The sequence below is a fragment of the Aurantiacibacter arachoides genome (genome assembly GCF_009827335.1).
Classification (GTDB): Bacteria; Pseudomonadota; Alphaproteobacteria; order Sphingomonadales; family Sphingomonadaceae; genus Alteraurantiacibacter; species Alteraurantiacibacter arachoides.
Map to the genome: position 1 here is coordinate 2,639,570 of NZ_WTYH01000001.1, position 25,841 is coordinate 2,665,410.

The following is a 25,841-nucleotide window of genomic DNA, read 5'->3' on the forward strand; positions in this document are numbered from 1 at the left end:
GTGAACTCCTTTGCCCTGTCAACGGCGGGTGCGGGAGTCGCGTTCCCGCGCTTCAGCGATCGGCGCCCCTGCTCGCTCCGGGGCGCCACAATACGTCGCCCTTGCCGCCATCGTTGACCGCGCGGCACAGCACGAACAGGTAGTCCGACAACCTGTTGACGAAGGCCAGCGCCGCCGGATTGACCGGCTCCTCGGCGGCAAGCGCCGTCATCACGCGCTCGGCCCGGCGTGCTGCCGTGCGGGCAAGGTGCAGGCGCACTGCCGCCTCGCTGCCGCCGGGCAGGATGAAGCTGGTCAGCGGCTGAAGCCCGTCGTTCACGGCGTCGATCCGCCCCTCGATCCAGTCCACTTGCGCGGGCACGATCCGCAGCACCATGTCGGATGGTGCAAAGTCGTCTCCCCCCACGCTGCCAAGGGGCGTCGCGAGGTCGGCGCCGAGATCGAACAGATCGTTCTGCAACCGCACAACGTCATCGCGCCAGCTGCCGTCCAGCGCCAGCACCGCGAAACCGAGCGCCGCGTTCGCCTCGTCCACCGCGCCGACCGCCTCCATGCGCGCCGCGTGCTTGGGCAGGCGCGACCCGTCGACGAGGCCCGTGGTGCCGTCGTCCCCGGTGCGGGTGTAGATCTTGTTCAGTTTAACCATTTTGCCTTTTGCCCCCGCCTCCGCGAGGGCATCCTCGCTAGGCGCCCCTCAATTCAACTGTTCATCGCCAACAGCACCGCCACAACCAGAATCGCCGCCGCCTGGTACTTGATGCGTGCGAACATCGCCTTGTTCTGGCGCATCTGCAGTTCTTCCATGTTCGCCCCGCCGCCTTCGAGATCGATCTTGGTGGTTTGCAGGAAAGCAATGATGCCGCGCACCAGCGAGACGATGACCATGATGGCGAGCAGCGCGATGACAATGGCGAGGAGGGTGTTCATGCCACCCCATTTAGGGATTGCGACAGGCGTAATCCAGACGGCATTTCGCCCATGCGCAGACGATCGGCCAGGGCCCGTCCGTCCTCGCCCGCCTCACGCCGGTCGGCAAGGGATGGAGAACCGCGCCGCTTCGCCAGCTTCTGCCCACCTTCATCGATCAACAGGTCGTGGTGGTGCCAGCCTGGAACCGGCAGCCCGAGCAGGTCCTGCACCAGGCGATGGACGTGGCTGGCGGCAAACAGGTCCATGCCCCGCGTCACCAGCGTGACGCCGTCGGCGGCGTCGTCCAGCGTGGCGGCCAGGTGATAGCTGGCAGGCGCATCCTTGCGTTTGAGGACCACGTCACCGAACTGGCGCGGATCGACCGCGATCGCCCCTGCGCGCTCGTCCTTCCAGACCAGCGGCCCCGTCTGTGCCATGGCGGCCGCGATATCGAGCCGCCAGGCCGGGGGACGTGAGGGATCGTGCGCCGCGTCGCGGCAGGTGCCGGGATAGATTGCGCCATCCGCTCCCATGCGCGGTGGCAGCGCCTCTATCTCGGCGCGGGTACAGGTGCAGGGATAGAGCAGTCCCATGGCGGCGAGTTGCCCAGCCGCCGCCTCGTAGCTTTCCAGCCGGGTGGATTGCGCGGGCACCTCTTCCCATTCCAGACCCAGCCATTCCAGATCGCGGCGGAATTCACCCGCCAGTTCGGGGCGGGAGCGGGCGCCGTCGATATCCTCGATCCGCAACAGGAACCGGCCCCCCGCCGCCCGCGCCAGATCGTGCGCAACAATCGCGCTGTAGGCATGACCCAGGTGCAGCGGGCCGTTGGGGCTGGGGGCGAAGCGGGTGACGATCATGACAGAGCCTCCTCATGCCCCGTGGATAGGTCTGTGGAAAGGCTGTCTGTAACCGGGTTGACGCAAGCGCACGTCATGGCATTCTCACCATCAATCGAAAGGGGTGCCACGACGTGTTCAAGGCCGATCTGATCGAAAGGATCGCGGTGTTCCGCAGCGCTGACGGCGATCCGCTGCGCGCGCTGGAAAGCTGCCCGGCGCTGGTGCTGAACGCCGACTACACGCCGCTGTCCTACTATCCGCTCAGCCTGTGGCCGTGGCAGACCGCGATCAAGGCGGTGTTCCTGGAACGGGTGGACATCGTGGCGAGCTACGACCGGGCGGTGCATTCGCAATCGCTCGACATGCAGGTGCCCAGCGTCATCGCGCTTCGCCAGTATGTGAAGCCCAGCCAGTTTCCCGCCTTTACCCGCTTCAACCTGTTCCTGCGCGACCGGTTCGCTTGCCAGTATTGCGGCTCCACCCGCGAACTCACCTACGATCACGTCCTGCCCCGCCGACTGGGCGGCAAGACGAGCTGGGAGAACATTGCCACCGCCTGCGCCCCGTGCAACATGAAGAAAGGCGGCCGCACGCCGAAGCAGGCCGGGATGCGTCTGCAGTACGAGCCGATCCGCCCGACCAGCTGGCAGCTGCAACAGCAGGGCCGCAGCTTTCCGCCCGGCTACCTGCACGAAACCTGGCGTGACTGGCTCTATTGGGACATCGAGCTGGAGCAGTAGTTAGAGATGACACAGAGATTTCTATACAAGGTGATAACTATCGCAATCGTGTCCAGCTTGATGGCATGCGGACAAAACTCTAATGATTATGGCGGCAGCAGCGGCGCAGAGGAGGACTTTCTCATGCCGACCGAGGCCGAATTGCAAGCCGAAGAGCTCAGTCCGAACCAACTTACAAACATCTGCAAGGCAGGCATGTCGGCAGCGACGGGCGCTGGTATTAACTCTATGCGCACCGACACGGATCAGGCTGATATGGTAAGGATTTCGTACGTGCGTGATGACGGTAGACCATTCGCGTACGATTGCAGATTAGAAGGGCACGTCGTTCGAACAAGAATGATTGACGAAGCTGGGCCCGGCACTGGGCCGGGGAATTGGTCAGGGAATGGATCAAAAGCAACGTACCGCCTTGAGAATGCCGATGTGACGATCGACACTGTTTTCATTGACGGGTCAGTAGATAGTGAGACGTTTCGCTTCTGAATTCAGGTAACCGCGGCGCGAGTGGAAAACTCGGGTCTGCGCCAGTCTCCACTGTCGATGATGGCGCGCAGTTCGCTTACCGCGCGCCAGCAATCGGCAAAGCTGACGTAGGCGGGGGCGAAGCCAAGGCGCAGCGCATCGGGGGCGCGGAAGTCACCGATCACGCGCCGCGCGATGAGCGCCTGGCACAGTTCGTAGGCGTGCGGGTGGACATAGCTGAGGTGGCTGCCGCGCGCTGCCGGATCAGCGGGGGAGATGCACGCCAGTTCCGGAACGCACGCGGCCATGACCTTTCCCGTGAATGCGGAAAGCGCCCGCGATTTGGCCACCAGCGGTTCCATGCCGATGCGCGCCATCAGGTCTACGCCCACCTCCAGTGCGCGCATCCCCAGGATCGGCGGGGTGCCGCACAGCAGCTGGGACACGCCGGGTGCGGGGGCATAGTCGTCTTCGAACGCGAAGGGCGCCGCGTGGCCCATCCAGCCGCTCAAGGGCTGGCGCAGGTCCGCATGGTGACGCTGGGCCACCCAGGCAAAGGCCGGAGCCCCGGGACCGCCGTTCAGATACTTGTAGCCGCAGCCGACTGCGAAGTCCGCACCAACGCCGTTCAGGTCCACCGGCACCGCGCCCACGCTGTGCGACAGGTCCCACAGCACCAGCGCGCCTGTCGCATGCGCCGCTTTGGTCAGCGCCGCCATGTCGTACATCGCGCCGGTCTTGTAATGAACGTGGGTGAGCAACAGCAGCGCTACGTCGTCGTCCAGCGCACTTCCAATATCGCTGCGATCCGCCAGCCGCCGTTCGGCTAGACCCTGCGCCTCCTGCCCGGCGATCATGTAGAGGTCGGTGGGGAAATTGCCCGGCTCGCTCAGGACCACCTTGCGCCCCGGCCGCATCTGCAATGCCGCGCCGATCAGCTTAAACAGGTTGACCGACACGCTGTCCGCCGCGATCACCTCGTGCGCCTGCGCGCCGATCAGCGGGGCGATCATCCCGCCGATCTTCTGCGGCAGTCCGATCCAGCCCGCGCCATTCCAGCTGCCGATCAGCCCCTCTCCCCATTCCTGCCGGATGGCCCGCTGCAACCGTTCGGGCGTGGCGCGCGGCAGGGCGCCCAGCGAATTGCCATCGAGATAAGCAACGCCCTCATCCAGCAGGAACTCGGCCCGCCACTTGGCCAGCGGGTCCTCGGCGTCCAGCCGCGCCGCTTCGTGTGTCCAGTCCGTCACAGCTCGGTCCTCACCGCCAGCAGTTCGGGGAAGAACCCCAGCTTCAGCACGCTTTCGAGGTAGGGCACGCCCGCCGTGCCGCCGGTGCCGCGCTTGAAGCCGATGATGCGCTCCACCGTCTTCAGGTGGCCGAAGCGCCAGCGCTGGAAGTGATATTCCAGGTCGACCAGCTTTTCCGCCAGTTCGTAAAGATCCCAGTAGCGTTGCGGGTCGCGATAGACCTCGGCCCAGGCGGCGGTGACCTCGGGAATTGCTTCGTGCGCTCCTGCGAGCCGCCCTTGCAGCAGCGCGTCCGGAATGGCGAAGCCGCGCCGCCGCAGCAGCCGCAGCACCTCGCCGTAAAGGCTGGGCCGGGCGAGCTCGGCGCGCAGTTTCGCGGCCACGTCGGGCGTCGCCTCGTGCATGGTGACGTGATCGGGATTGCGCCCGCCCATGATGAATTCCATCAAGCGATACTGCGCCGACTGGAACCCGCTCGATCCGCCAAGATGCGGGCGGATCTGCGAATAATCGTGCGGCGTCATCGTCGCCAGCACGTCCCAGCTGGAAATCAGCTGCCGCTGCGCCTGCGCCACGCGGGCCAGCATCTTGAACGCGGGCGGGAGGGTGTCCGCCACCACCAGGTCGCGCGCCGCCTCGAGTTCGTGTAGGCACAGCTTGAGCCACAGCTCGCTCGCCTGGTGGACGATGATGAACAGGAACTCGTCATGCGCGTCCGATGCCGGGTGCTGCGCGGCGAGGATCCGGGTCAGGTCGAGGTAGGAGGCATAGGTCACGTCGTTCGCCATGCCGCCCGCCTTAGCGGCAAGCGCCGCCGAACGAAACTACTGCTCAATGATGCGGGTCTCGGGATGATGGCGGTCGAGGTGGCGGCGCACGATGCCAAGGTTGCGGGTGTTGGACCGGAACAGGAAATCGAAGGCGTCGCCCACCACCGGCACCGCGCCGACCACGCTGTCAAAGGCGACGTTGCCGGCCATGCGCCACAGCTTCCACTTCGGCATGTCGAGATTGCGCGCTTCCCACACGATGTAGGCGCCCATCGCCATGGTGATGATGTCGCCTGCCACCGGGATGAGCCCCACGATGGCGTCCAGCCCCACCGGCCGGTTGATGCCGGGGATCACGAAGCTGCGTTCGAGCACGTGTTCCATCGCCTCGATCCGCCGGCGCACGGCGGCAGCATCCCTGCCCAGCGGCAGGTCGATGCCCATCGGCTGCGGCCGGCGGGCGGCTCCGGCGGCGGCGGGCGTGGGCCGGGCCGCCGGGGCAGGGTGATCGGGCTGGTCCATCATGGTCTCCTCCGATGGTCTATCTGGCTATTTCGGCGAGCGGCGGCAAGGGATGGAAGGCGTAAGGGTTGGGGGTGAATCCCCCCACCCGGCCGCGCACCAGCGACCAGCGCAGGGGCGAGCCGATGGGAATGAACACGTTCGCAAGGGTCAGTTCCGCCTCCGCCTGGGCCATCAGGCTGGCGCGGATCACCGGATCGGGCTGCGTCACCGCGTCGGCCACCATGGTATCCACCGTCTCGCTGCACAGGCCTACGCGCAAGGGGCAGGCGAACTGGCCGAGGAACCAGCGCGGGGCAGGGAAACGCGCCACACGATCAATCAGCACCATGTCCGCTTCGTCTCGGCTCGGGGCGCGCACCAGGTCCACGCCAACGATGCGCAGCTGCCCGGCAAGATTGGCGAGCAGCAGGTCCCAGCCGGGCCCCTCGTCCAGATACAGCGTCAGCCGCGCCGGCTGCGTCAGGTCGCCGGGGTCGAACTGCCGGCGCCACGCGGCCACCCGCGCCGCCGCCTCGGCGCGGCGGTCGGCGATGATCTGCCCCTCCCAGCGTTCCGCCACCAGTCCGGGATCGCCGGGCAGGCCGGGAGAAACCGGGCGCGTGGTCGCGGTCCAGCCGCCGATATTGAACTGTTCGATCACCTCGGCGCGGTCGATGGCCATCGCCAGCCCCTCGCGCACGCCGGTGTTGGCAAGCAGGCCCGCGTCACGGCGCACCAACATCCCGAACAGGCCGAAAGTGGAATCGATGCGCAACGTGCCCGAACTCAGCGGCCCGGTCTCGACCAGCGGCAGGTCGCCCAGCGTGCCGCCCAGCACGACGTCGACCGCGCCTTGGTCGAACATCGCGATGGCCTGGCGGGCATCGGTCACGCGCAGGTCCAGGTCCTGCACCCCGTCCTGCCAGTCCTCGTCGAACGGCAGCCCTCGGGCGGACGGTGGCTTGTAGGCATAGCGGGCCACGCCGTTTTCCTCGCGCGCCAGCGTCATCGGCCCGGTTCCACCCGATTCGCTGTCATCCCCCTGGGGGCGCAGGGCCAGTTCGGGCTGGGCGAGCAGTTGCAGCAGGTAGGGCTCGGGATGCGCGAGGCGGATCTCGATCACCCGCCCGGCCATCGCCCGCACCTCCGCCACTGCCGACAGGTCACGCCCGAGGGACGTGCCGTCGAGGTCGCGCATGGCGCTTTCCAGCGCCTCTCGCGCGGTGACCGCGGTAATTTCGCTGCCATCGGGCCAGGTGCCCTCGCGCAGCCGGAAGATGAAGCTGAGGCCATCGTCGGTCACGATCCATCGCTCCGCCAGCGCGGGCACGACCTCGCCCGCGGCATCGAAGGCAACCAGTCCGCTGTCGACGGCGGATCGCGCCAGCTGCCCGCCGGGCGAAAGCCGGACCCCATCGGCAAAGACCTCCGCCTCGTTGCCGATCACCGCCACTTCGACGGTGCCGTCGCTCTGCGCGCCGCACCCTGCCAGCAAGGCCGCGATGCCGAGGCAGGCGACGGCGGGGAGGGAAGCGAGGGCGCGGCGAACGATCATTCGCACCAGGCGTTAGGACGGCGCGGCGGGGGCTTCAACGAAAACCCGGGCGCGCCAGCTGGAAACGGCCTGCCGATGCAGGGGAGGTTTCAGATCGTGCGCAGGCCGCGCTCGGCATCGGGCGCGCCGATGCGGCGGCCTTCGGAATCGTAGCTGACCGTCGAGCCCACGACGGGCGCGCGGGCGAGGCGGGGATCGATCTCGTCGACAAAGGCAATGCCCAGGCGGTTGCCCTGGACCCAGGCCACCGCGCCTTCGACCCAGCCGATGCCCCGTAGTTCAACCTCCACGCGTTCGCCGCGCATCGCCTCGACCTCGCCTTCGGCCATCATCCCGCCGGCGGAAAGGTTGCGCACCTTCACGCGGCCGGGCTGCGGCTTGCCGGCGACGCGCACCTGCGCCAGCAGGAACAGGCTGTCGCGCCCTACCTGACGGGTATCGACGTTGCTCATCGCTTCCAAACCGGGTCTCACTCGCTTCGATGCGCCGCATGCGCCTTGCGCGGGCGCGGAGCGGTCGTTGATGTCTGGGCCTGTGATCAGGTGCAAACGGTTCTGGCCGCCGAAAACCTAACCATCGGTTAACCGGTCGGCCTCGGCAGGCAACCGTCCCGGAACGGGTCAGCTGTCGCGCGAGACCTTTTCGCGCCGCTCGTGCGCCTGCTGCGCTTCCACCGTCATGGTGGCGATGGGGCGGGCGATCAGGCGGTTGATGCCGATGGGATCGCCGGTGACCTGGCACCAGCCGTAATCGCCGCTGTCGATGCGGCGCAGCGCCGCATCGATCTTGGCGATCAGCTTGCGCTGGCGGTCCCGCGTGCGCAGTTCGATGCCCCAGTCCGCCTCGCTCGAAGCGCGATCGTTGAGGTCGGGTTCGCGGATCGGGCCATCCTGCAGACTCTGCAGGGTGCCCTCGGATGCGGCATAGACCGACTTTTTCCATTCCAGCAACAGCACCCTGAAATAGTTCAGCTGCTTGTCGGTCATGTAGTCTTCGTCGTCGGTCGGCGCGTAATCGTGCGGCAGGGCCCGCTTCGCCTTTGCGAGGACATCGATATCGTCGTGTGCGGCAGATGCCATCCAGATACTCCGGTCTCCAGCCCGCGACGACCTTCCCTGCTGCACAGGCGCCCGCCCGCTCGGTGCGGGTCTGCGACGCTCGCGTGCAAAGGCATCGCGGTCGGGCGGGCCTATACGGACGAGGATTGGCAGGCACAAGCGTGCAATCCGGCGAGCCACGCCGCGCGCCGCAAGCGCGGCATTAGCGCATCACCCGGGGAGGCGGCAGGCACACAAATACCCCGCCGCGTTAACCGTTTCTTGACCACGTTCGTCAAAACATCGGCGTCAGAAAGGCCGGGCGGTGGGGACCCGGCACGAACAGGGGATTATTGCAGCATGGAACTCGCTAGGATCGAAATCTTTGCCAAGGTCGAAGCCGCCGACGTGTGCGGGTCCGACATGCTGATCGCGCGTTGCCTTGCCGGGGCCGCCGATGGTGACAGCGATGCCTGCTACGATCTTGGCGTTGCCTATTCGACCGGCAGCCACGGCGTGGGGTGCGACCTTGTGGAGGCCCACAAGTGGTTCAACCTTGCCGCCGCCCGCGGTCACGAGGCTGCCAGCTGGTGCCGTGCCGACGTGTCGGACGAGATGACCGCACGTGAGATTTCCGAAGCCCAGCGCCGCGCCCGCGAGTGGCTGCGCTGCGGCGAGGCGCGCGCGGCCTAGTCACCGCCGCCTGATCCTCCCGGTCTAGGCCTTGCGAAAGGGCAACCGCCCTTCCAGAAAAGAGCGGTCCACGGCGACGCCCCGGCGCTCGCGGTCCAGGAAATCGGCCACCGCCTCGCGAAAGCCGGGGTTGGCGATCCAGTGCATCGAAGTGGTGGCGACCGGCGCATACCCCCGTGCCAGCTTGTGCCCCCCTTGCGCGCCTGCCTCCACCCGCTCCAGCCCGCGGGCGATCGCCGCATCGATGGCGCGGTAATAGCACAGCTCGAAATGCAGGAAGGGCTTGTCGACGACGCAGCCCCAGTACCGACCGTAGAGCGCCGACCCGCCGATGAAGTTGAGCGCCCCTGCAATCGGCTCGCCGTTTTCGAAGGCCAGCAGCAGCAGCACCGCGTCTCCCAACCGCTCGCCAAACAGGTCGAAGGCGGCGCGGGTGAGGTAGGGCGTGCCCCATTTGCGCGCCCCGGTATCCTGGTAGAACGCCCAGAAGGCATCCCAGTGCTCGGTCCGGATGGCATCGCCCGACAATGCCTCGATGGTGATCCCCTCGTTGGCCAGCCGCCGCTCGCGCTTCAGGTCCTTGCGCTTGCGGCTGGTCAGCGTGGCGAGGAAATCGTCGAAGCTGCCGAAACCCTCGTTGGTCCAGTGGAACTGGATGTCCTCGCGCCGCAGCCAGCCCGCCTCCTCGAACAACGGCACCTGCGCGGGTTCGACGAAGGTCGCGTGCGCGCTCGACCAGCCGTTGTTCTCGACCAGGCGTTCGGCGGCGGCCAGCAGCGGGGCGGCAAAGGCCGGGTCCGCCAGCAGCAGGCGGGGGCCGGTGGCAGGGGTGAACGGCGCCGCGATCTGCAACTTGGGGAAATAGCGCCCCCCGGCGCGTTCCCAGGCATCGGCCCAGGCGTGATCGAACACGTATTCGCCCTGGCTGTGGCCCTTGAGATAGCTGGGCATCGCGCCAAGCAGGGTGCCATTGCCGTCCTCCAGCACCAGCGGGGCCGGCTGCCAGCCGGTTCCCGGCCCCACGCTGCCCGAATCCTCCAGCGCGGATAGAAAGGCGTGACTGACGAAGGGGTTGTCGCCGCCCGCGAGCGCGTCCCACGCGGCTTCGGGGATGGCGCCAACGGCCGGGAGGATGCGTGCGGTCAGCTCGATATCGGCCATGCGCGCAATCTAGGAACGCGCCTCCCGCGGTGCCACCCCCCAACCATCCTCGGCCAATTCCTCCAAAACCGGCCCTTCCATGATAGGGGCGGCGGCTGCCGCGCGCGCCACGTCGGCGTGGGCGCGGCTTTTCACCGTCCAGGTCAGCAGCGGCAGGCCACTGCGGCTGGCGAAGCGGCTGGGCAGGTCGCGGATGTCGTAGGCGAGGAAGGTGGCCCGCGCCGCCCGCAGCGCCAGCCACCGGCGCAGCGCGCCGCTCAGCGTGCGGCCGTTTTCCTCGGTCACCACCAGACCGCGCGGCAGGTCCGCCAGGCGCGAAGCGAACCAGGCGGGAACGCGCGGGTCAAAGCTCATCACCGCGACGGGCCCGGTATAGCCCTCCAGATCGCGGCGCACCGCGCGGCAGAGCATATGCACGCTGTCACGCCGGTCGGTCTTCAGTTCGATCAGCAGCGGCACGCGGCCCGACACCTGCGTCAGCAAATCGCGCAGCGTAGGGATGGATTGATCCGTGTCGCCCAGCCTGAAGGCCGTCAGCTCGCCCACGGTCAGCCCCGCCAGCACGCCCGCGCTGCCGGTCAGCCGGTCGAGCACGGCATCGTGGAACACGATCGCGCGACCGTCACGGCTGACGCGGATGTCGCATTCGATGCCGAGGCCCCGCTCCGCCGCCAGCGCGAAGGCGGCCAGCGAGTTTTCCGGAACGCCTTCGCCGTGCAGCCCCCGGTGGGCGTAGACAACCTGCGTCAGCCAGTCCGGCGTATCAGCCATCGCTGTCCGTCAGCGCGACAATGGCGTCGACCTCAACCGCCGCCCCCAGCGGCAGGCTGGGAACGCCGACGGCGGCGCGGGCGTGGCGGCCGGCATCGCCGAAGACCTCGGCCATCAGGTCCGACGCGCCGTTGGCCACCTTGTGCTGTTCGATGAAATGGGGTGTGCAGGCCACGAAACCGCCCAGCTTGACGATCTGCTGCACCCGGTCGAGCGAACCCAGTTCGGCGCGCAACTGGGCAAGGATCATCAGCCCGCAGGCGCGTGCGGCAGCAAGGGCGCGGTCCATGTCCACGCTGTCGCCCACGGTGCCCGTTACCAGCTCCCCGTCGATGAACGGCAGCTGCCCGGACACGAAGGCCGTGTTGCCATGCACGCGCACCGGCACGTAGCTTGCCAGGGCGGCGGAAACCGGCGGCAGTTCGATGCCGAGTTCGGCAAGTTTCGCGTCGTATCCCACGTCAGTTCTCCTCGTTAAGGGCGGCGAGTACCCACGGCAGCGCCTCATCCCAGGTGTCTATCCGCGCATGGGCATGCCCCGCCGCCAGCGCGCAGTCGATATGCGGGGCGAGCAGCGGCTCGCCACACAGGTGCAGGCGGCGGACCGCCGGCGTCTCGATCGCGGCCGACCGATGGTGGCTGGCAATATCGTCGATGAACACCGCGCGGGTGGCGCCATGGTCGGCAACGATCCGCTGCAAGGCCGCGCCCTTGGGTCCCTGGTTGGTGAACACCGGGACATCCACGCCCAGCTTGCGCAGTTGCGCGGTGCGCGCCGCGTGGCATGCGTCGGGCAGGTTGGTCAGCACCACCACGTCGGCATGGCGGCCGATCTCGGCCAGCGCCTCCAGGGCGCCGGCAATCGGCAGCTGGCTGTCCATCTCGGTATCGAAGAACGAGCCCAAGAGCCGCCAGATCTCCTCCTTGTCCAGCACCTCGCCCCCGTCGCGGCGGCGCAGGGCGGTGGCAAAATCGTTGCCCTCCATGGCAAAATCGATGGCGTGTTGCGCCCCCAGCCAATCGCGGAAATGGCAGACCATGTGCAACAAGACCTCGTCGCAGTCGGTTACCAGCAGCGGCCGGCTCATGCTCCAAGCTCCTGCCCGGCGCGCACCAGCACCTCGGGCGCCACGCCCAGCGCCCCGGCCGCGCCGACGAGATCGGGCTCATGGCTCTGCAGGAATTCGAACACCGCACGGTGAGTAGAACGCTCGCCGATCGAATCGCGCAGGCCATCGGGCGACAGCCCGGTAAGGTCGAGAAAGCGCGAAGCCCGCCGCTCATCCTCCAGCACCCAGCCGAGCGCGGCCAGCGCCAGCGCGGCCGGATCATTAAGCGGTTCTTTACCTTGGCAGCGAATTGTTCGATATCCCAATGGCAACAAGACGATGGTCTTCCAGGGGGGAAGGAAGCGTTCGGGGGCTGAATGACGAAGAGAATCCTCGTTGTCGAGGACAACGACCTGAACCGAAAGCTTTTCTGCGACGTATTGCGGGCGAGCGGCTTTGCGGTGGAGCCTGTGGCGGACGGCAACCTCGCAATCGCGGCGGCGCGGGCGTTCTTCCCCAACCTGGTGGTGATGGACATCCAGCTGGCCGACGTCTCCGGCCTCGATCTCATCGCCATCCTCAAGCGCGATGCCGATCTCTCCAGCGTGCCGGTGCTGGCGGTGACCGCCTATGCCGGCAAGGGCGACGAGCAACGTATCCGCGAATCGGGCGCGGAGGGCTATCTGTCCAAGCCGGTCAGCATCGGCCCGTTCATGGCCGCCGTGCGCGGACTGATGGATACCGGCGTGGAGAGCGCCGCCTGACCGGTTACGGCCCAAGGCCGAGTTCGTACGCTTGACAAGCGCCCATGCGGGGGCTTTGCGCAGGTGGCCGTGCTCGCCTACGAAGCCCGCATTCACATTTCTTGGGAACTGCCGCCACATGGACCGCACCGAAGTCGACACCCGCACCCGCTCGATCATCGAGTCGTTCAACACCAAGGGCGTGGCAATCACCGATGCCACCACCTTTGCCGGCGACCTGGAATTCGACAGCCTGACCGTGATGGATTTCGTCGCCGCGATCGAGGATGAGTTCGACATCATCATCTCGATGAACCAGCAGGCCGAGATCGAGACCTACGGCAACCTCGTCGATGCAGTCACCGCGATGGCGGACAGCAAGTGAGCGAAGGCGTGATGCAGCCCGACCGGCCGCAGGTCGAGGGCGATGCAGTTCCTGGTGGCGAGACGGACCTGTTCAGCAAGTTCGATGCCGTCATCGCGATGCGCGAAGGCCTGTTGGCAAGCGGGGTAGAAGACCCCTTCAGCCTGGTCATGGAAAAGGTGCTCAGCCCCACGCGCGCGATCTGCAACGGGCGCGAGACGATCCTGCTCGGCACCTACAACTACATGGGCATGACCTTTGACCCCGAAGTGATCGCGGCGGGTCAGCGGGCGTTGGCCGATTACGGTGCCGGTACCACCGGCAGCCGGGTGCTGAACGGCACCTACCAGGGGCACAAGGAAGTCGAGGAGGCCTTGCGCGAATTCTACGCGATGGATCACGCGATGGTCTTTTCCACCGGCTACCAGGCCAATCTGGGGATTATTTCCACCATCGCCGGCAAGGGCGACTACATCATCCTCGACATCGACAGCCACGCCAGCATCTGGGACGGCTGCGCGCTGGGCAATGCCGAGGTGGTGCCGTTCAAGCACAACGATATCGAGGCGATGGAAAAGCGCCTGAAGCGCATACCGGAAGGCGCCGGCAAGCTGGTGATCCTGGAAGGCGTCTACTCGATGCTGGGCGACATTGCCCCGCTCGCCGAGATGGTCAAGGTGGCCAAGGCCCACGGCGCCATGGTGCTGGTGGACGAGGCGCATTCGATGGGCTTCATCGGCGAACATGGTCGCGGCGTTGCCGAGGCGGCGGGCGTGATCGACCAATGCGACTTCATCATCGGCACGTTTTCCAAGAGCGTGGGAACGGTTGGCGGTTTTTGCGTATCGAACCATCCCAAGTTCGAGATCATGCGGCTGGTCTGCCGCCCCTACGTCTTCACCGCCAGCCTGCCGCCCAGCGTGGTCGCCACCGCCGCCACCAGCATCCGCAAGCTGATGCACGGCGGGGAGAAGCGGGCGCACCTGTGGGAAAATTCCAAGCGCTTGCACCTGGGGCTGAGCAAGCTGGGCTTCCGGCTGGGCACCGACGCGCCGCAAAGCGCCATCGTTGCCGTCATCATGCCCGATCTTGAACGCGGCGCGGCCATGTGGGAGGCGCTGCTCAAGGAAGGGCTTTACGTCAATCTGGCGCGACCCCCGGCGACCCCTGCCAACATGACGCTGCTGCGCTGTTCGCTGTGCGCCGAACATTCGGCCGAGGAGGTCGAGACGATCCTGGGCATGTTCGAACGGGCCGGGCGCGCGGTGGGGATCATCGAGGGCTGACCCCTTGAAGGCCGCCTTCGCCTGGTTGGGAAGGACCGGCCTCACCTATCTGCTGCTGTTCGCGGGGCTCGCGTTCTTCGTGTTCGTCTGGCCGTCCGTCAGGGACGGTTTCACCGCGGAGACCCTGCGGCAGGACACCATGAGCCTGGAGGCGGTGCGCGGCGAACTTGCCAGCGACTATGCGAGCGCGCGAAGCGCGCTGGGCCGGAGCGCCGAAACCTATCGAGAAGAGAGCGGCGAAGCCCTCTCTGCCCGGCTGACGACGGCCCGGGCCGAGCGCGCCGCGGCGGTGGCCGAGCTCGAACAGGGAGGCGGATGGCTCGATGCGGTCCGCCCCTCGCGCATCCTCGCCACCAAGCGGCTGGAGCTTCGCATCGGTGCCCTCGATGCCGAGATTGCCCTGCTGACCGAGGCCACCAGCCTTGCCGACGCGCGCGCGCGCCAGGCACGCCATGCCCGGATGCCCACCGAACGCTCGATCGCCGAGGCGGCGCGCTATTGCACGCTGTGGACCGCCCGGCTCGCCAGTTTCGAGGCGCGCACCCCGCTCGCGCGGGAGATCGAGGCCTACCTGCGCGGGGAACGGCAGCGGCTGGAGGCTGCCAAGGCGCGCGAGTGCGATAAGCAGCGGGATTGGGAACTTCAGCGGCGCACCGCGCTGGAAGCCACCCGGGCACTGGCCACCGCGCAGGACAGCTTTGACACGGCGCGATCGCAAGCCATCGGCGCCCTGCCCGATCCGGCGAACGAAATCGACGGGCGCACCCTGCGCGACATCGCGTGGATGGCCCTGCTTGCGCTGCTGGCCATCCTGCTGACGCCGCTGGCGATCCGCACGCTGTTCTATTACGGCCTCGCCCCGCTGGTGGAACGCGGGCCGCCGATCCGGCTGGCGACACCCAGCGGGATGCGCGCCGTTCCCTCCGCCCCTGCCCCGTCGAGGCCCACGCTCGCCGTGACGCTGGCGGATGGCCAGGAATTGCTCGTGCGCCAGTCCTACCTGCAATCGAGCCCGTCCGGGGCCGAGATGCGCACGCAGTGGCTGCTGAGCTGGCGCAACGTGCTGACCAGCCTGGCGAGCGGCATGGCCTTTCTCACCAGGGCATCCGGGCCGGACAAGACATTCGGCATTTCCGCGCGCGACGATCCCTTCGCCGAGATCGCCCGGATCGACATGCCTGCCGCCAGTGCGATGGTCATGCAGCCGCGCGCGCTCGCCGCTATCGTCCAGCCGGTGGATCGCCCGCTGCAGATCCGCAGCCGCTGGCGCCTGTTCAGCCTGCACGCCTGGCTGACCTTCCAGTTCCGCTACCTCGTCTTCTACGGACCCGGCACCCTGATCGTGAAGGGGGGGCGCGGCGTGCGGGTAGAGCGGGCCGAGGACGGCCGCCGGTTCGGGCAGGACCAGCTGATCGGCTTTTCTGCGGACACTGCCTATTCGGTTGCCCGCAACGAGACCTTTGCTCCCTACCTGATGGGCCGGGAGCCGCTGTTCCGCGACCGCGTCGCGACGGATGCGGGAGACACCGAGGGCATCCTGGTTATCGAGGAAGCGCCCCTGGCCGGCCGTCGCAAGGGCCTGCGCGGCGGGCTGGAGGGGGCTTTTGACGCCGCGCTGAAGGCTTTTGGCATCTAGATACGAGGGAACGGTCTGGTGACCAAATGAATGAATTGTCACGATAATGGAGACTGAGCCGCTTGCCGTGTCCGAATTCTGCCCCTAGCCTGCCGAAAGGGGAGTTTGGGGGATCTAATCGTGAATTGGCATCTGCGTCCACTTTGCGTAACTGCAGCAGCATCCTTGCTTGCCGCGTGCGGGGGCGGCGATAGCGCCCCTTCACCCACCCCCACGCCAACGCCGCCGCCGGCGGCCACCGCGCCCCGTTTCACATCGGCCACCTCCGCCAGCGTGGTCGAGAACCGGGCAGACAATTTCTACACCGTCAGTGCCAGCGATCCGCAGGGTGACGCGATCTCGCTGGCGATCTCCGGCGGCGTGGACGCGGACAAGTTCGTGCTCGGCACCGATGGCGGCCTGCGCTTCAACACGCCGCCGAACTTCGACCTGCCGATCGATGCCAACGGCGATAACATCTACGAGGTGACGTTGCGCGGCAGCGCGGGCGGAGAGACCGCCTTCCTCAACTTTGTCGTCACCGTCACCAACGATCGCGAAGGGATCGCGGTGCGCCGCGTGATCAGCGGGCTGGGCGAAACGGTGGCGATGGATGCCATGCGCAGCGATCTGCTGGTGGCCGATCGCAGCGGCCGCGTGCTTGTCGTCAATCCGGCCACCGGTGCGATCGCTGAAGACCCGTTTATTCGCGACAATCGACGGCCCGGCGAAATCCTGGCCTTGGCCTTCGGCTTTCCGGGCATGCCCTATCAGGAGGGCATATATATCGTCACGCACAGCCCGACCGACGGCCTGTGGCTGCAGGGGTTCGATCCTACGCAGGGACGATCGCTGCAGATTCGGCTCGGCGATCCGTGGGCCGAACGGGTCACAGTCTCGCTGGTGGCGCAGCGCGAACTCTACATCGCCATCGGCGACAGGTCGGGCAGCAACGCGCAGAACTCCGCGTCGCCTTACGGCAAGCTCTACCGAGTCTCTGAATACTGTCACTACTGCTACGCGGCCGGTCCCCGGCCGGCGCGGCTGGTCGGCGAGCCACGATTGTGGGGCGACGGGATCCAGATGCCCGGCGGCTTCAGCAGAGAAGCCGACTATTTGCATCTTACCGACCGCGGATCGACCGCCTTTCACGAACTGACGCGCTTTCGCCGCGACTGGCAGCCGCTCGACTTCGGTTGGCCGTTTTACGAGGGATCGAGCGCGCTTAGCGCAAATCCGCCCGCCATCGTCAACGGGCCCAGCATCGTCTATCGCTTGGGCAATGGTCGGGCCGAAGGCACGGGGATCACCGCCGGTCTGATTAACGACGGCAATTTCTTCAAGCAGCTCGGCCAGAGCTACGTGTTCGGCGATACGCGAGGCGCGGTATTCGCGGTCGATCGCAACAGGCTCTCGGACGGGAGGCTGCATGGCGCCAGCGTGATCGAGAACCGCACGAAAGACTTTGCGCCAGACGTGGGAACGCTCGATACTGTCTTGGCTTTTGCGCAGGGTGGAGGCAGCGACCACTTCTTCATTCTCGATGGCGATGGCGAAATCTTTCGCGTCGAGGGCCAGTCCTAGACGCTGAACTGCCTTGGCTAGGTGCGGGTGGCGCACACCGAGGCGGAACGGTCGGCCGTGCCATGCGTCACCTTGGTGACCCCCACCAAGGAGAAAACGCATGGCAATCGTAAAACAGGGCAGCGCGCGGTACGACGGGTTGGGCAAGGATGGCAAAGGCCACGTCTCGACCGGCTCCGGTGCATTGTCCGACCAGCCCTATGGCTTTCAGACGCGGTTCGAGGACAAGCCCGGCACCAATCCTGAAGAACTGATCGCCGCCGCCCACGCAAGTTGCTTCACCATGGCGCTATCGTTCAAGCTGGCCGAAACCGGACATACGGATGGGTCCTTGGCAACCGAGGCCAAGGTGAGCCTGGAGAAAGATGGCGCTGGCTTCAAGGTAACCAAATCGGCTCTTTCCACCACGGCCAGCGTACCAGGGATGGAGCAGGCCAAGTTCGAGGAACTGGCAGCCGATGCCAAGGCCAACTGCCCGATCTCGAAGCTGCTCGACTGTAAAATTACGCTGGAGACGACGTTCGAGGGGTGATCGCCAGATCGCCCGCGGCTTGCGGATAGAGCCGCGCGAGAACGGCCAGGCCGGTCTCGCGCAGCAGGTCCGTGCCCGCCTCCAGCCTGCCATCCGCGCCGCCCCCTCCCCCTCTTGCGTCTTTTCGCAAGGCGGCAAAGCGGGCGGCGCGGGCGGTGACTTCCTCTGACACCACCCCCTGCCAGAACGGGGGATGCTCTCCTTCCGACCATTCGCCCCGGCCGCGGCCGAAGTGGGCAACGGCGAGGTAGCGCAGCAGCGCCGTGACCGCGAGGCGTTCGAAGAATTCGCCCGACCAGCGCAGGCTCTCGCCGTCTTCGCCGCGGGCCACGTTGATGCCCTTGGCAACGCCCGTCGCCCCCAGGCCGCCCAGGATCGCGCCCACGATCATGCCACCACCCAAGGTCAGCCCGCCCGCCGCCAGATCGGCTGCCAGCCCACCGATCGCGCCCGTCACCAACCCGCCCAGCGCGCCCGCCGCGCCCTCGGGCGTCTTCGCCGCCAGCGCATAGTCGTCGCTCACCCGTTCGAGCACGGTGCGCGCTGCCTTGCCGGAAAGGTTGTGCAGTCGGATGAGTTCGTCGGTCGAGCTGGCAGTAGATTCCGCCAGCCGCCCGCCCAGCGCCTTCATCGCCTTCATCGCCGCGCGGTCGGCCTTGCTCTTGCCGACCAGCGCATTGGCAAGCTTGCCCTGCCAGCCGGCCTCGCCGATCGGTTCCTGCTCGCGCGCCGCGCCTGCAAGGTAACGCGCCAAAACCGCCATCGAGGCATCGAAGCGGGTGCGGTTGAGTTCTTCCCAACGCTGGCGCAACCCCGCCATCGCCGCCTGCTTTTGCGCCGAAAGCAGCGGGGTGACGGCGTCGAGCAGCGCACCTTCCTGCACCCAGACACGGGCAAAGGCATCGAGCGGAAGGACAGCCCGCACCTGCCGCGTGCCGTCCGCATAGACGGCACCGATCTCGCCCCAGCGGGCGATTTCGGCAGCAACGTCCTCGCGCGGGGGACCAAGCTGGTTCAACAGCAACACCACGGGTTTGCCGACCCAGGCGAGCACCTCCATCTCCAGCGCGACGTAGCTGGCCGAACCCGGATCCTCCGCCGCGTTCACGAGATAGAGGATGACATCGGCATTTTCGCGCGCGTTCTTCACCGCCTGCTGGCTCGACCAAAGCGGCCGCTCGCGCCAGCGGTCCCACACCTGCTCCAGCAGCCAACCGATGGGGTTCCCCGCCAGCTTCAGGCGCGAGAGCAGCCGCGCGGTATCGCCGAAACCGGGCGTGTCCCACAGCATCAGCGTGTCCTCCCCGCGCTGGACGAGGACGTAGCCGGTGGCGAGATCGGTGACGTGGGCGGCATCGCGCACCTCGCCCACGTCGCGGCCCAGCAGGGTGCGCGCCAGCGTGGTCTTGCCGGCGTTGGTGTGGCTGACCAGGCTGAGGTTGACGGTGATGCCCCTGCCCGCCGTTTCGGTAATGGGATCGCTCATGCCGCCAGGTCTCCGTCACGCAGCAAGGCCGCTTCCAGCCGCTCGGCCAGCGCACCGCTCACTGCCAGTTCGTCGCTGCGCGACAGGTCGAGCCCAATGGGCGCGATACCCGCCGGGCCAAGCACGTCGCGCCAGGCGGCAAGCCGGGTGGCGATGCGCTGATCCAGCCCCGCCTGCCCGGCAAAATGGGCGCGGAACGGTGCCTCGTCCACCACGGCGGCCAGCACGGTGCCGGGGCGGACGCGGGCGATTTCCGCAGCGATGCGGCGGGCAATCTCGCCGTGGTTCTCCGCCTCGGGCGTGGCCGACAGCGTGAACAGCAGCAGGTGATAATCCTCCTCCGGATCGCCGCCGCCTGCCTTGTCATGGCGGGCCAGCCAGGCCTCCTCCGCACCGTAGTCGACCGGCGTATCGAAGGTGACGGCGGCCCCGTCCCCCAGCGCGGCGGTAAGCGCCGATCGCAGGCGGCGCTCGGTTTCCTCGCCCGGACGGTAGGCATAGGGCGTGACCCGCGCCCGGCCCGGATGGCCACCCGCGCTCCTGAGCAGGCGGCGGACGTAGAAATCCCCGCGCCCGGCCACCGGCAGGGTGCGGGCCAGCCGCATTGCCCCTGCGCCTTCGAACGCAGCGAGCGCGAGGCGTGGCAATACCACCAGCGCGCCGACGGTGAGGGTATAGAGATGTATCCACGGCCCGGCATTAACGCCGGAAAGATCGTCACCCCGCCAGCGCATCGCGGCGATTTCCTCCACCGGCGGCACGGGCACGCCGCTCAGCGCGCTGGCCGGCCCGAGCACGGCCAGCAGCAACGCGTGGACCGCCTCCGGGCCGAGGAAGGTGCTTTCCCACCCGGCGCGGTATTCGATCACCAGCGCGCGGGCGTAGATGCCGCCGATCAGCCCCGCGGCGAACAGCGCGGCCCCCAAGTGCAGGGTGCGCGCCAGCCGGGCGGCGGATAGCCTCGCGGTCAGCTCTGCCCAGCGACGGCGGAACCCGTCGGCGGCGCGCTGCAACGCGGTGCCATTCTCGAAGTCGCCCTTCCTGCGCCCGGTGATCTCGGCCGCGAGTTCCAGCACGGGGGCGGCGGCGTGGCGCTTGCCGGTGATCGCGCTGAGCGCCAGCCACAGGTAGACGAGCAAGTTCCACGCCACGGTGCCCAGCAGCGGCACCGCCAGCAGGTCGAGCCGCTGATCGGTGCCGAATTCATTGGCGAGGACACCCAGCACCAGCCCCAGCAGAGGCAGGCCGACGCCCAGCCAGCCGGGCCAGCGGCTTTTCGCCAGCAGGCGTTCCATGCCCGGGTGGCGGGTAGTGAGACGGGCGGCGGCGAACTGCGCACGGGTTGCCAGCAGCCGCTCGCGCGCGGTCTTCGATCCGGGATCGCCGGCAGCGGCGCGGGCACGGGCGTCGGCCTGAGAGCGGTCTTCTGCCGTGAACAGGGTGCGGTCGCGGTCTTCCAGCTCGATCGCCCGCACCAGCTCCACGGCGCGGGCTTCGTCCTCTGTCATGCCTGGTCCCCTGTTGCCGCGCCTGCTTTCCAACCACCGGAGAGCGGCGAGCGTTCCGGGAGCAGGCTCAGGCGGGCTGGACCTGGGTGACGGCGGCGCAGCGGTCGGCCGCGGGATCGCCTTCGCCGCCGGCAAGCTGGGTAAAGGCGATGAATCCGCCGATTACCAACACCACGAACACGGCGGTCAGCGTGCCCAGGTACTTGTCGATGAAGCGCTTGATCGGCGCGCCGAACACGCGGAACAGCACGCCCACGGTCATGAAGATCAGCCCGCGCCCGGCAATGGAGGCGAGGATGAAGGTCGTCAGGTTCATGTGGATGAAGCCGGCGGTGATCGTCAGCAGCTTGAATGGCACCGGCGTGGTGCCGGCCACCACGATCACTTCCCAGTCGTGTTCGCGCAGGTAGCAGGCGGCGGGCGCGAAGCTGTCGGTCAGGCCCAGCGCGCCGAGCAGCCAGGCACCCACCGCGTCATAGAGAAAATAGCCGATGGCATAGCCGAACAGCCCGCCGAGCACGGAAAAGGCGGTGCAGATAAAGGCAAAGCGCAGCGCCTTGCGCGGCTCGGCCAGGCACATCAGCCCCAGCAGCGGGTGCGGAGGAATGGGGAAGAACGAGGATTCGATAAAGGCGATGAAGCCCAGCCACCACTGGGCATGGGGATGCGCGGACTTGGCCATCGTCCAGTCGTAGAGGCCACGGATCAAGCCCATCATCACGCACATTCCCCACCCGCCAAACGAGCGCGGGCGTTACGGCAGAGATGAAACCTGCGCAAGTCCTACAAAGTAACCTATATGGCACTTTAGGATTGACATCGTCACACTATTTGGTTAGAGAAACGGAACATCGCGATAGTGTGTATCGAAGGGCGGCTCCCAACCACGTTGGGATGACCGCCCTTTTCGGTTTGGCACGCCATCGCCTGGAGCCGGAGGGGCCAGTCATGAACGAAGGGATCGCGGAGCGCGCGGCATGGATCGCGCCGTTCCTGGAAAAGCTTGCCGAAAGCAGCAATGTCGCCGCATCCGCACGGGCGGCGGGGGTGTCGAGCGGCACGGCCTATGCCGCCCGCCGCAAGGATCGGGAATTCGCCCGCGACTGGCGGCGCGCGCTGTGCGAAGGGTATGACAATCTCGAGATCGAACTGCTCAGCCGGCTGAGAAGGGGGCAGCGCCCGACCGAGACGACCAAGTACGACAACGCCGCCGCCATCCGCCTGCTGCTGGCGCACCGTGACGAGGTGAGCCAGCAGCGCGCGCTCGACGAGGACGAGGACGAGGACGCCATCCTCGCCTCGCTCACCGGCAAGCTGGAGGCGATGCGCCAGCGGCAGATCGAAACGCAGCAACTGCTCGCCGAGGATGGCATGATGATGCCTTCTGCCGGTGCCTAGGATCGCCGCGCTGCGCGACTGGCTGGTCGCGCAACCCGATCCGGCCCGCGCGACCTATCTGGCAACGCTGTCGATGGACGAGCGGCGGGCGCTGAGGCGATACTGGCAGGTCTGGGCGCGGCCCGAGCAGAAGCCGCCGCCGGGCGACTGGTCGACCTGGCTGGTCTGCGCCGGTCGGGGCTTCGGCAAGAGCCGCGCAGGCGCCGAATGGGTGTGCCAGATCGCCGCCGCCGATCCCGACGCGCGCATCGCCCTGGTCGGTGCCTCGCTGGCGGAGGCCCGCGCGGTGATGGTGGAGGGGGAAAGCGGCATCCTCGCCTGCATGCGCCGCCGCCGCCGGCAAGTGACCTTCGAGCCTTCGCTGCGCCGCCTGACCTGGTCGACCGGGGCGCAGGCCACGCTCTATTCCGCGGGCGAGCCGGATTCGCTGCGCGGGCCGCAGCACAGCCATGGTCAGTGCACAGGCCCAGAAGGAATTCACGATCAACGAGGCGCTGGCCCGACTGGATACATTGATCCATCCCGCTATCGAGGGCGAGGCAGATGCGCCGCCCGCCTCTCCAGCCGATGGCGAGACATGGCTGGTGGGAGCCGCGCCCACGGGCGAGTGGGCGGGCCACGCGGGCCATCTTGCCGGCAGACAGGCAGGCAACTGGGTGTTTGCGACCCCGCGAACCGGTATGCTCGCGTTCGACAAGGCGGCGGGGCAAGTCGCTCGCTACGACGATGGCTGGCATCGCGCGCAGGGGGTTGCCCTGCCCACGGGCGGAGCGGTCGCTGATCTGGAAGCCCGTGCCGCGATCGAGGGGCTGGCCGCTGCGCTGATCGCCGCAGGAATTGTCGCCGGTTGAGACGGACCCTAGCGACGTTTGGTTCGTTGATACGGTCCTACATTCAACAAAAACCGCCAGGACCTTTCCCATGACCAATCTTCGCAAGTCGCTTTTCGCCCTGCCCATGCTCGCCGCCTTGGGCGCCTGCCAAACCGCCTACGAAAATACCGCCGACCAGATCGGCAACGCAACGCTCATGAACGCGCAGGGAGCTACCGTGGGCACGGCGCGAATGTACTCGCTAGGGGGCGAGGTCACGATGAATGCCAGCTTCTCCGGTCTCACGCCAGGCGTGCACGGGGTCCACCTGCATACCACGGGCAGCTGCGTCGCACCCGCGTTCACCTCGGCCGGAGGTCATCTGAACCCGGGCGGAAACGAGCACGGTACGCAGAACCCGCGCGGTGCGCATCTCGGCGATCTTCCCAACGTAACAATCGCCGCTGATGGAACGGGCACGATGAATGCCGTGATCCGCGGTACGCTGGCGGGCGTGGCCGACGATCTATTCGATGCAGATGGCACGGCTATCGTGGTCCATGCCAGTGCCGATGATTACAGGACCGATCCCACCGGCAATGCCGGAGACCGGATGGCCTGCGGAGTAGTCTCGCGTAGCTAACGGGGCCTAGGCGGTAGCCGCATAGGGCGTGGTATCGGCCACGCCCGCTTCCGCGAATCCCTTTCGGCGCAACCGGCAGCTGTCACATAACCCGCAGGCCATGCCGTGCGGTGTCGGGTCATAGCAGGACCAGCTCCACGCTGGATCGAAACCAAGCCTCTGACACTCGCGCGCGATATCAGCCTTGCTCATGTGCTGCAGCGGGGCGTGGATAGTGAAGGGCCTCCCCTCCACACCCTGCCTGGTTCCCAGCCGGGCTGTATCGGCGAAGCTTTCGATGAATTCAGGGCGGCAATCCGGATAACCGGAATAATCGAGTGCGTTTACACCGATAAAGATATCGCTCGACCCTGATGTTTCGGCAAAAGCCGTCGTAAGGGCGAGGAACAGCAAATTGCGAGCGGGCACGTACGTTACCGGTATGTCCCCATCCAATCCATCCTTCGGCACAGCGATATCGTCAGTCAGCGCCGACCCCCCGAAGCAGCGCAGGTCAAGCGGCAGCACCACGTGTCGCTCAACGCCAAGCTTCGCCGCGATCGCTTCGGCCGATTGCAATTCCCGGACATGGCGCTGACCGTAATCGATCGTAAGCGCGTTCAGCGCAAAGCCCTGCTCGCGCGCCAAGCCCGCCGTAACCATGGAATCGAGACCGCCTGAAAGCAGGATGACGGCAATGGGTGCAGACCGGGTCATCGGCTTGCGCTAGTCGCGGCAGCGCCGGCATTCAAGATGGAGCGATCAGCAGCCGCCGGTTCGCCTTGCCTCACCGTCGATCGAGAACGGCGCACCGCCCTCGATACCCTGACTGCGGATTTGGACGAGCGTGTCGCTTTCGCGGCGAATGGTCGTGCGGCCGTAACCGTTGCCCCGGCAAGTGTATTGCACCGTGACCTCGCGCGGACCGTCTCTCACCACGAAGCGCTCGCAACTTGGTTGGCGATGGCGCAGTTGAATGAATTCCCGCCCGGTCCGAACGCAGATTCGCTGCGCGCTTCCGCCGTCTCTCAGGCGCAGCGTCCAGGCGCCGGGTTCCAATGTGCGCAACATGGCAAGGTCTGGTGCCTGCGCCGCAATGGGCGTGACCGCGCAACAGGCCACTAGCCAACCAGTTATAAGTCGCGCCATCATCCTTGTCCGCAACACGGTCAAATCCTCTTTCTCAAGCCCGCCAGCGTGATCAACGGCAGGAAATCCCGATTGGAGCCCGAGCGGGCATCAATCCAGAATCGCGAACTCCTTCGAACAGAACGCACAGTCGACTACGATTATCCCGTCGTCGTTTGCCATTTCGCGGCGATCGTCCTTGGGAAAGCGTGATAAAATCTCCTCGAAATGCACGGCGCTACAGCGGCAACCCTTGCCGAGCGCCGGCCCCGGCATCACCCGCACTTCATCCTCTTCGTGATAAAGCCGCCAGACCAAGTCTTCCAACGACAGACTGACATCGGCGAGTTCCTCGTGTCGCAGACTTTCGGCGAGGATGGCAATGTGTTCCCAGTGCGGATGATCGAGCCGAGCGTGCAGGCGTTCGCGTCCTTCCTCACCCTCGGGCAAATGCTGGATCAGCATGCCTGCCGCGACGCACTCCGCCCCATGGATGGTGATTGCCGTGCGGATGCGGGTCGGGACCTGCTCGCTCTGCGCAAAATAGGTCTCGATCGCCTCGGCCAGCGAGGCGCCTTCCAGGGGAACGATACCCTGATAGCGCTGGCCGGTGCTGGCGATATCAAAAGTGATCGCCAGGTGGCCCTTGCCGAACAGCGTTTCGAGTGACGGATTGGCGCCGGCGTCCATCTCGCTCTCACGATCATGCTGGATATATCCGCGCAGTTCACCGCCACGATAGTCGCAGGCCAGCAGCGAAGCGATGCCGCCCTCGCCCTGTGCCTGAACGGTCAGCTGGTCGCCCTCGTCCTTGAGCAGCCCCCCCATCAGCGCGGTCACCACCAAGGCTTCGGCTAGGCAATGCTTCAGCGGAGCGGCGTAATCGTGGGCGGAAAGAATGTCCTCGATGACCGGACCAAGCCTCACGGCTCGTCCGCGGCAATCGCGAGAAGGGATGGCGAAGCCCAGAAGGCGATCGGAAAAGGTCTGGCTGTGCGCGTCGGTCATCCGCGCCAT

At 66.8% G+C, this 25,841-nt stretch carries 32 protein-coding genes and 1 pseudogene; 13 read left to right on the plus strand and 20 right to left on the minus strand.

Annotated elements, in window-relative coordinates; all coding sequences use genetic code 11:
• Positions 1-52: 52 nt before the first annotated feature.
• From GRI62_RS12875 to gluQRS, 3 genes are read right to left on the minus strand one after another with little or no spacing between them, the layout of a single operon-like run.
• Positions 53-646 carry a cob(I)yrinic acid a,c-diamide adenosyltransferase gene (locus GRI62_RS12875; protein WP_131451130.1) on the minus strand — a complete coding sequence of 198 codons (594 nt, stop codon included), beginning with the start codon at positions 644-646 and terminating at the stop codon, positions 53-55.
• Positions 647-699: 53 nt separating this feature from the next.
• On the minus strand, positions 700-927 hold the full coding sequence (locus GRI62_RS12880) for an HIG1 domain-containing protein (RefSeq protein WP_131451131.1): 228 nt from the start codon (positions 925-927) through the stop codon (positions 700-702).
• A complete protein-coding gene (gluQRS, locus tag GRI62_RS12885) occupies positions 924-1,769 on the minus strand; it encodes a tRNA glutamyl-Q(34) synthetase GluQRS (RefSeq protein WP_131451132.1) in 846 nt (281 codons plus the stop codon). Before gluQRS ends, GRI62_RS12880 begins: the two co-directional genes overlap by 4 nt.
• A gap of 146 nt (positions 1,770-1,915) precedes the next feature.
• On the opposite strand from gluQRS, the gene GRI62_RS12890 reads away from it, so the two are divergent.
• Positions 1,916-2,491, plus strand: a complete 576-nt coding sequence (locus tag GRI62_RS12890; protein WP_234032860.1) for an HNH endonuclease — start codon at positions 1,916-1,918, stop codon at positions 2,489-2,491.
• A gap of 48 nt (positions 2,492-2,539) precedes the next feature.
• Entirely contained in the window at positions 2,540-2,977 is a 438-nt protein-coding gene (locus GRI62_RS14575) for a hypothetical protein (RefSeq protein WP_234027460.1), read from the plus strand.
• 2 nt (positions 2,978-2,979) lie between these two features.
• On the opposite strand, the gene kynU is transcribed toward GRI62_RS14575, so the two are convergent.
• The 6 genes from kynU to dksA form a co-directional block, all read right to left on the minus strand.
• Positions 2,980-4,206 (minus strand): kynureninase, encoded by a 1,227-nt coding sequence (gene kynU / locus GRI62_RS12895; protein ID WP_131451135.1) that lies wholly within the window; start codon positions 4,204-4,206, stop codon positions 2,980-2,982.
• On the minus strand, positions 4,203-4,994 hold the full coding sequence (locus GRI62_RS12900; protein WP_131451136.1) for a tryptophan 2,3-dioxygenase: 792 nt from the start codon (positions 4,992-4,994) through the stop codon (positions 4,203-4,205). Before GRI62_RS12900 ends, kynU begins: the two co-directional genes overlap by 4 nt.
• A gap of 36 nt (positions 4,995-5,030) precedes the next feature.
• The gene (locus tag GRI62_RS12905; RefSeq protein WP_373283022.1) at positions 5,031-5,498 is read right to left on the minus strand and encodes a DUF4112 domain-containing protein; all 468 of its coding nucleotides are present in this window, start codon (positions 5,496-5,498) and stop codon (positions 5,031-5,033) included.
• A 19-nt stretch (positions 5,499-5,517) separates the two neighbouring features.
• Positions 5,518-7,035 (minus strand): ABC transporter substrate-binding protein, encoded by a 1,518-nt coding sequence (locus GRI62_RS12910; protein WP_131451137.1) that lies wholly within the window; start codon positions 7,033-7,035, stop codon positions 5,518-5,520.
• An 89-nt stretch (positions 7,036-7,124) separates the two neighbouring features.
• Positions 7,125-7,487: a PilZ domain-containing protein gene (locus GRI62_RS12915; RefSeq protein WP_131451138.1), complete on the minus strand. Its 363-nt coding sequence runs from the start codon at positions 7,485-7,487 to the stop codon at positions 7,125-7,127.
• Positions 7,488-7,655: 168 nt separating this feature from the next.
• Entirely contained in the window at positions 7,656-8,114 is a 459-nt protein-coding gene (gene dksA / locus GRI62_RS12920) for an RNA polymerase-binding protein DksA (protein ID WP_131451139.1), read from the minus strand.
• A gap of 318 nt (positions 8,115-8,432) precedes the next feature.
• Between dksA and GRI62_RS12925 the strand changes: the two genes are divergently transcribed.
• Positions 8,433-8,765, plus strand: a complete 333-nt coding sequence (locus GRI62_RS12925; protein WP_131451140.1) for an SEL1-like repeat protein — start codon at positions 8,433-8,435, stop codon at positions 8,763-8,765.
• Positions 8,766-8,789: 24 nt separating this feature from the next.
• Here the strand turns inward: GRI62_RS12925 and GRI62_RS12930 are convergent, their stop codons facing one another.
• The 5 genes from GRI62_RS12930 to GRI62_RS12950 are packed head-to-tail and all read right to left on the minus strand — an operon-like array spanning position 8,790 to position 12,072.
• Positions 8,790-9,926, minus strand: coding sequence for a GNAT family N-acetyltransferase (locus GRI62_RS12930; protein WP_131451141.1), 1,137 nt, complete (start codon positions 9,924-9,926; stop codon positions 8,790-8,792).
• A 9-nt stretch (positions 9,927-9,935) separates the two neighbouring features.
• The gene (locus GRI62_RS12935) at positions 9,936-10,697 is read right to left on the minus strand and encodes a glycerophosphodiester phosphodiesterase family protein (RefSeq protein WP_131451142.1); all 762 of its coding nucleotides are present in this window, start codon (positions 10,695-10,697) and stop codon (positions 9,936-9,938) included.
• On the minus strand, positions 10,690-11,157 hold the full coding sequence (locus GRI62_RS12940) for a RidA family protein (protein ID WP_234032833.1): 468 nt from the start codon (positions 11,155-11,157) through the stop codon (positions 10,690-10,692). The genes GRI62_RS12935 and GRI62_RS12940 overlap by 8 nt, the downstream gene beginning before the upstream one ends.
• A 1-nt stretch (position 11,158) precedes the next feature.
• The gene (locus tag GRI62_RS12945) at positions 11,159-11,785 is read right to left on the minus strand and encodes an HAD family hydrolase (RefSeq protein WP_131451144.1); all 627 of its coding nucleotides are present in this window, start codon (positions 11,783-11,785) and stop codon (positions 11,159-11,161) included.
• Positions 11,782-12,072 carry a DUF3572 family protein gene (locus GRI62_RS12950; RefSeq protein WP_234027461.1) on the minus strand — a complete coding sequence of 97 codons (291 nt, stop codon included), beginning with the start codon at positions 12,070-12,072 and terminating at the stop codon, positions 11,782-11,784. Before GRI62_RS12950 ends, GRI62_RS12945 begins: the two co-directional genes overlap by 4 nt.
• A gap of 51 nt (positions 12,073-12,123) precedes the next feature.
• On the opposite strand from GRI62_RS12950, the gene GRI62_RS12955 reads away from it, so the two are divergent.
• From GRI62_RS12955 to GRI62_RS12980, 6 genes are all read left to right on the plus strand, one after another.
• On the plus strand, positions 12,124-12,510 hold the full coding sequence (locus GRI62_RS12955; RefSeq protein ID WP_131451145.1) for a response regulator: 387 nt from the start codon (positions 12,124-12,126) through the stop codon (positions 12,508-12,510).
• A gap of 118 nt (positions 12,511-12,628) precedes the next feature.
• Positions 12,629-12,874, plus strand: coding sequence for an acyl carrier protein (locus tag GRI62_RS12960; protein WP_131451146.1), 246 nt, complete (start codon positions 12,629-12,631; stop codon positions 12,872-12,874).
• Positions 12,871-14,139, plus strand: a complete 1,269-nt coding sequence (spt, locus tag GRI62_RS12965) for a serine palmitoyltransferase (protein WP_373283013.1) — start codon at positions 12,871-12,873, stop codon at positions 14,137-14,139. The genes GRI62_RS12960 and spt overlap by 4 nt, the downstream gene beginning before the upstream one ends.
• Before the next feature lie 4 nt (positions 14,140-14,143).
• Positions 14,144-15,775, plus strand: a complete 1,632-nt coding sequence (locus GRI62_RS12970) for an AIM24 family protein (RefSeq protein ID WP_131451147.1) — start codon at positions 14,144-14,146, stop codon at positions 15,773-15,775.
• 273 nt (positions 15,776-16,048) lie between these two features.
• Positions 16,049-17,338 (plus strand): hypothetical protein, encoded by a 1,290-nt coding sequence (locus GRI62_RS12975; protein WP_160731887.1) that lies wholly within the window; start codon positions 16,049-16,051, stop codon positions 17,336-17,338.
• 100 nt (positions 17,339-17,438) lie between these two features.
• On the plus strand, positions 17,439-17,870 hold the full coding sequence (locus GRI62_RS12980) for an OsmC family protein (RefSeq protein WP_131451149.1): 432 nt from the start codon (positions 17,439-17,441) through the stop codon (positions 17,868-17,870).
• On the opposite strand, the gene GRI62_RS12985 is transcribed toward GRI62_RS12980, so the two are convergent.
• The 3 genes from GRI62_RS12985 to GRI62_RS12995 form a co-directional block, all read right to left on the minus strand.
• Positions 17,842-19,356, minus strand: coding sequence for a GTPase domain-containing protein (locus tag GRI62_RS12985; protein WP_131451150.1), 1,515 nt, complete (start codon positions 19,354-19,356; stop codon positions 17,842-17,844). The two genes, GRI62_RS12980 and GRI62_RS12985, sit on opposite strands and share 29 nt — an antisense overlap.
• Positions 19,353-20,864, minus strand: coding sequence for a DUF2868 domain-containing protein (locus GRI62_RS12990; RefSeq protein WP_131451151.1), 1,512 nt, complete (start codon positions 20,862-20,864; stop codon positions 19,353-19,355). The genes GRI62_RS12985 and GRI62_RS12990 overlap by 4 nt, the downstream gene beginning before the upstream one ends.
• A gap of 67 nt (positions 20,865-20,931) precedes the next feature.
• Entirely contained in the window at positions 20,932-21,579 is a 648-nt protein-coding gene (locus GRI62_RS12995) for a YqaA family protein (protein WP_373283021.1), read from the minus strand.
• Between the two features lie 233 nt (positions 21,580-21,812).
• Here GRI62_RS12995 and GRI62_RS13000 point away from each other — a divergent pair, with 233 nt between their 5' ends.
• The 4 genes and pseudogenes from GRI62_RS13000 to GRI62_RS13010 all read left to right on the plus strand — a co-directional run bounded on the left by GRI62_RS13000 (position 21,813) and on the right by GRI62_RS13010 (position 23,717).
• Positions 21,813-22,262, plus strand: coding sequence for a hypothetical protein (locus GRI62_RS13000; RefSeq protein WP_131451152.1), 450 nt, complete (start codon positions 21,813-21,815; stop codon positions 22,260-22,262).
• A 73-nt stretch (positions 22,263-22,335) separates the two neighbouring features.
• A pseudogene (locus GRI62_RS14580) lies at positions 22,336-22,647 on the plus strand (terminase large subunit domain-containing protein); the annotation flags it as partial.
• 64 nt (positions 22,648-22,711) lie between these two features.
• Positions 22,712-23,113: a DUF2793 domain-containing protein gene (locus tag GRI62_RS14585; protein WP_131451153.1), complete on the plus strand. Its 402-nt coding sequence runs from the start codon at positions 22,712-22,714 to the stop codon at positions 23,111-23,113.
• A 70-nt stretch (positions 23,114-23,183) separates the two neighbouring features.
• Positions 23,184-23,717 (plus strand): superoxide dismutase family protein, encoded by a 534-nt coding sequence (locus tag GRI62_RS13010; protein ID WP_131451154.1) that lies wholly within the window; start codon positions 23,184-23,186, stop codon positions 23,715-23,717.
• 6 nt (positions 23,718-23,723) lie between these two features.
• Here GRI62_RS13010 and queC read toward each other — a convergent pair whose 3' ends face one another.
• The 3 genes from queC to hslO all read right to left on the minus strand — a co-directional run bounded on the left by queC (position 23,724) and on the right by hslO (position 25,832).
• On the minus strand, positions 23,724-24,413 hold the full coding sequence (gene queC / locus GRI62_RS13015) for a 7-cyano-7-deazaguanine synthase QueC (RefSeq protein ID WP_131451155.1): 690 nt from the start codon (positions 24,411-24,413) through the stop codon (positions 23,724-23,726).
• Between the two features lie 45 nt (positions 24,414-24,458).
• Positions 24,459-24,755, minus strand: coding sequence for a DUF3617 domain-containing protein (locus GRI62_RS13020; RefSeq protein ID WP_234027462.1), 297 nt, complete (start codon positions 24,753-24,755; stop codon positions 24,459-24,461).
• Between the two features lie 180 nt (positions 24,756-24,935).
• On the minus strand, positions 24,936-25,832 hold the full coding sequence (gene hslO, locus GRI62_RS13025; protein ID WP_131451157.1) for an Hsp33 family molecular chaperone HslO: 897 nt from the start codon (positions 25,830-25,832) through the stop codon (positions 24,936-24,938).
• Between the last annotated feature and the right edge of the window lie 9 nt (positions 25,833-25,841).

What these genes read in the sequence shown, in the direction of transcription:
- GRI62_RS13010 (WP_131451154.1), top strand. Translation starts at nt 23,184, where the DNA reads ATGACCAATCTTCGCAAGTCGCTTTTCGCCCTGCCCATGCTCGCCGCC.
- GRI62_RS12905 (WP_373283022.1), bottom strand. Translation starts at nt 5,498, where the DNA reads ATGGACCAGCCCGATCACCCTGCCCCGGCGGCCCGGCCCACGCCCGCC.
- GRI62_RS12875 (WP_131451130.1), bottom strand. Translation starts at nt 646, where the DNA reads ATGGTTAAACTGAACAAGATCTACACCCGCACCGGGGACGACGGCACC.
- GRI62_RS13000 (WP_131451152.1), top strand. Translation starts at nt 21,813, where the DNA reads ATGAACGAAGGGATCGCGGAGCGCGCGGCATGGATCGCGCCGTTCCTG.
- GRI62_RS12995 (WP_373283021.1), bottom strand. Translation starts at nt 21,579, where the DNA reads ATGGGCTTGATCCGTGGCCTCTACGACTGGACGATGGCCAAGTCCGCG.
- GRI62_RS12930 (WP_131451141.1), bottom strand. Translation starts at nt 9,926, where the DNA reads ATGGCCGATATCGAGCTGACCGCACGCATCCTCCCGGCCGTTGGCGCC.
- GRI62_RS12985 (WP_131451150.1), bottom strand. Translation starts at nt 19,356, where the DNA reads ATGAGCGATCCCATTACCGAAACGGCGGGCAGGGGCATCACCGTCAAC.
- GRI62_RS12900 (WP_131451136.1), bottom strand. Translation starts at nt 4,994, where the DNA reads ATGGCGAACGACGTGACCTATGCCTCCTACCTCGACCTGACCCGGATC.
- GRI62_RS12990 (WP_131451151.1), bottom strand. Translation starts at nt 20,864, where the DNA reads ATGACAGAGGACGAAGCCCGCGCCGTGGAGCTGGTGCGGGCGATCGAG.
- queC (WP_131451155.1), bottom strand. Translation starts at nt 24,413, where the DNA reads ATGACCCGGTCTGCACCCATTGCCGTCATCCTGCTTTCAGGCGGTCTC.
- GRI62_RS12880 (WP_131451131.1), bottom strand. Translation starts at nt 927, where the DNA reads ATGAACACCCTCCTCGCCATTGTCATCGCGCTGCTCGCCATCATGGTC.
- GRI62_RS12935 (WP_131451142.1), bottom strand. Translation starts at nt 10,697, where the DNA reads ATGGCTGATACGCCGGACTGGCTGACGCAGGTTGTCTACGCCCACCGG.
- GRI62_RS12915 (WP_131451138.1), bottom strand. Translation starts at nt 7,487, where the DNA reads ATGAGCAACGTCGATACCCGTCAGGTAGGGCGCGACAGCCTGTTCCTG.
- dksA (WP_131451139.1), bottom strand. Translation starts at nt 8,114, where the DNA reads ATGGCATCTGCCGCACACGACGATATCGATGTCCTCGCAAAGGCGAAG.
- gluQRS (WP_131451132.1), bottom strand. Translation starts at nt 1,769, where the DNA reads ATGATCGTCACCCGCTTCGCCCCCAGCCCCAACGGCCCGCTGCACCTG.
- GRI62_RS14585 (WP_131451153.1), top strand. Translation starts at nt 22,712, where the DNA reads ATGGTCAGTGCACAGGCCCAGAAGGAATTCACGATCAACGAGGCGCTG.
- GRI62_RS12945 (WP_131451144.1), bottom strand. Translation starts at nt 11,785, where the DNA reads ATGAGCCGGCCGCTGCTGGTAACCGACTGCGACGAGGTCTTGTTGCAC.
- GRI62_RS12980 (WP_131451149.1), top strand. Translation starts at nt 17,439, where the DNA reads ATGGCAATCGTAAAACAGGGCAGCGCGCGGTACGACGGGTTGGGCAAG.
- GRI62_RS12955 (WP_131451145.1), top strand. Translation starts at nt 12,124, where the DNA reads ATGACGAAGAGAATCCTCGTTGTCGAGGACAACGACCTGAACCGAAAG.
- GRI62_RS12910 (WP_131451137.1), bottom strand. Translation starts at nt 7,035, where the DNA reads ATGATCGTTCGCCGCGCCCTCGCTTCCCTCCCCGCCGTCGCCTGCCTC.
- GRI62_RS12960 (WP_131451146.1), top strand. Translation starts at nt 12,629, where the DNA reads ATGGACCGCACCGAAGTCGACACCCGCACCCGCTCGATCATCGAGTCG.
- GRI62_RS12925 (WP_131451140.1), top strand. Translation starts at nt 8,433, where the DNA reads ATGGAACTCGCTAGGATCGAAATCTTTGCCAAGGTCGAAGCCGCCGAC.
- hslO (WP_131451157.1), bottom strand. Translation starts at nt 25,832, where the DNA reads ATGACCGACGCGCACAGCCAGACCTTTTCCGATCGCCTTCTGGGCTTC.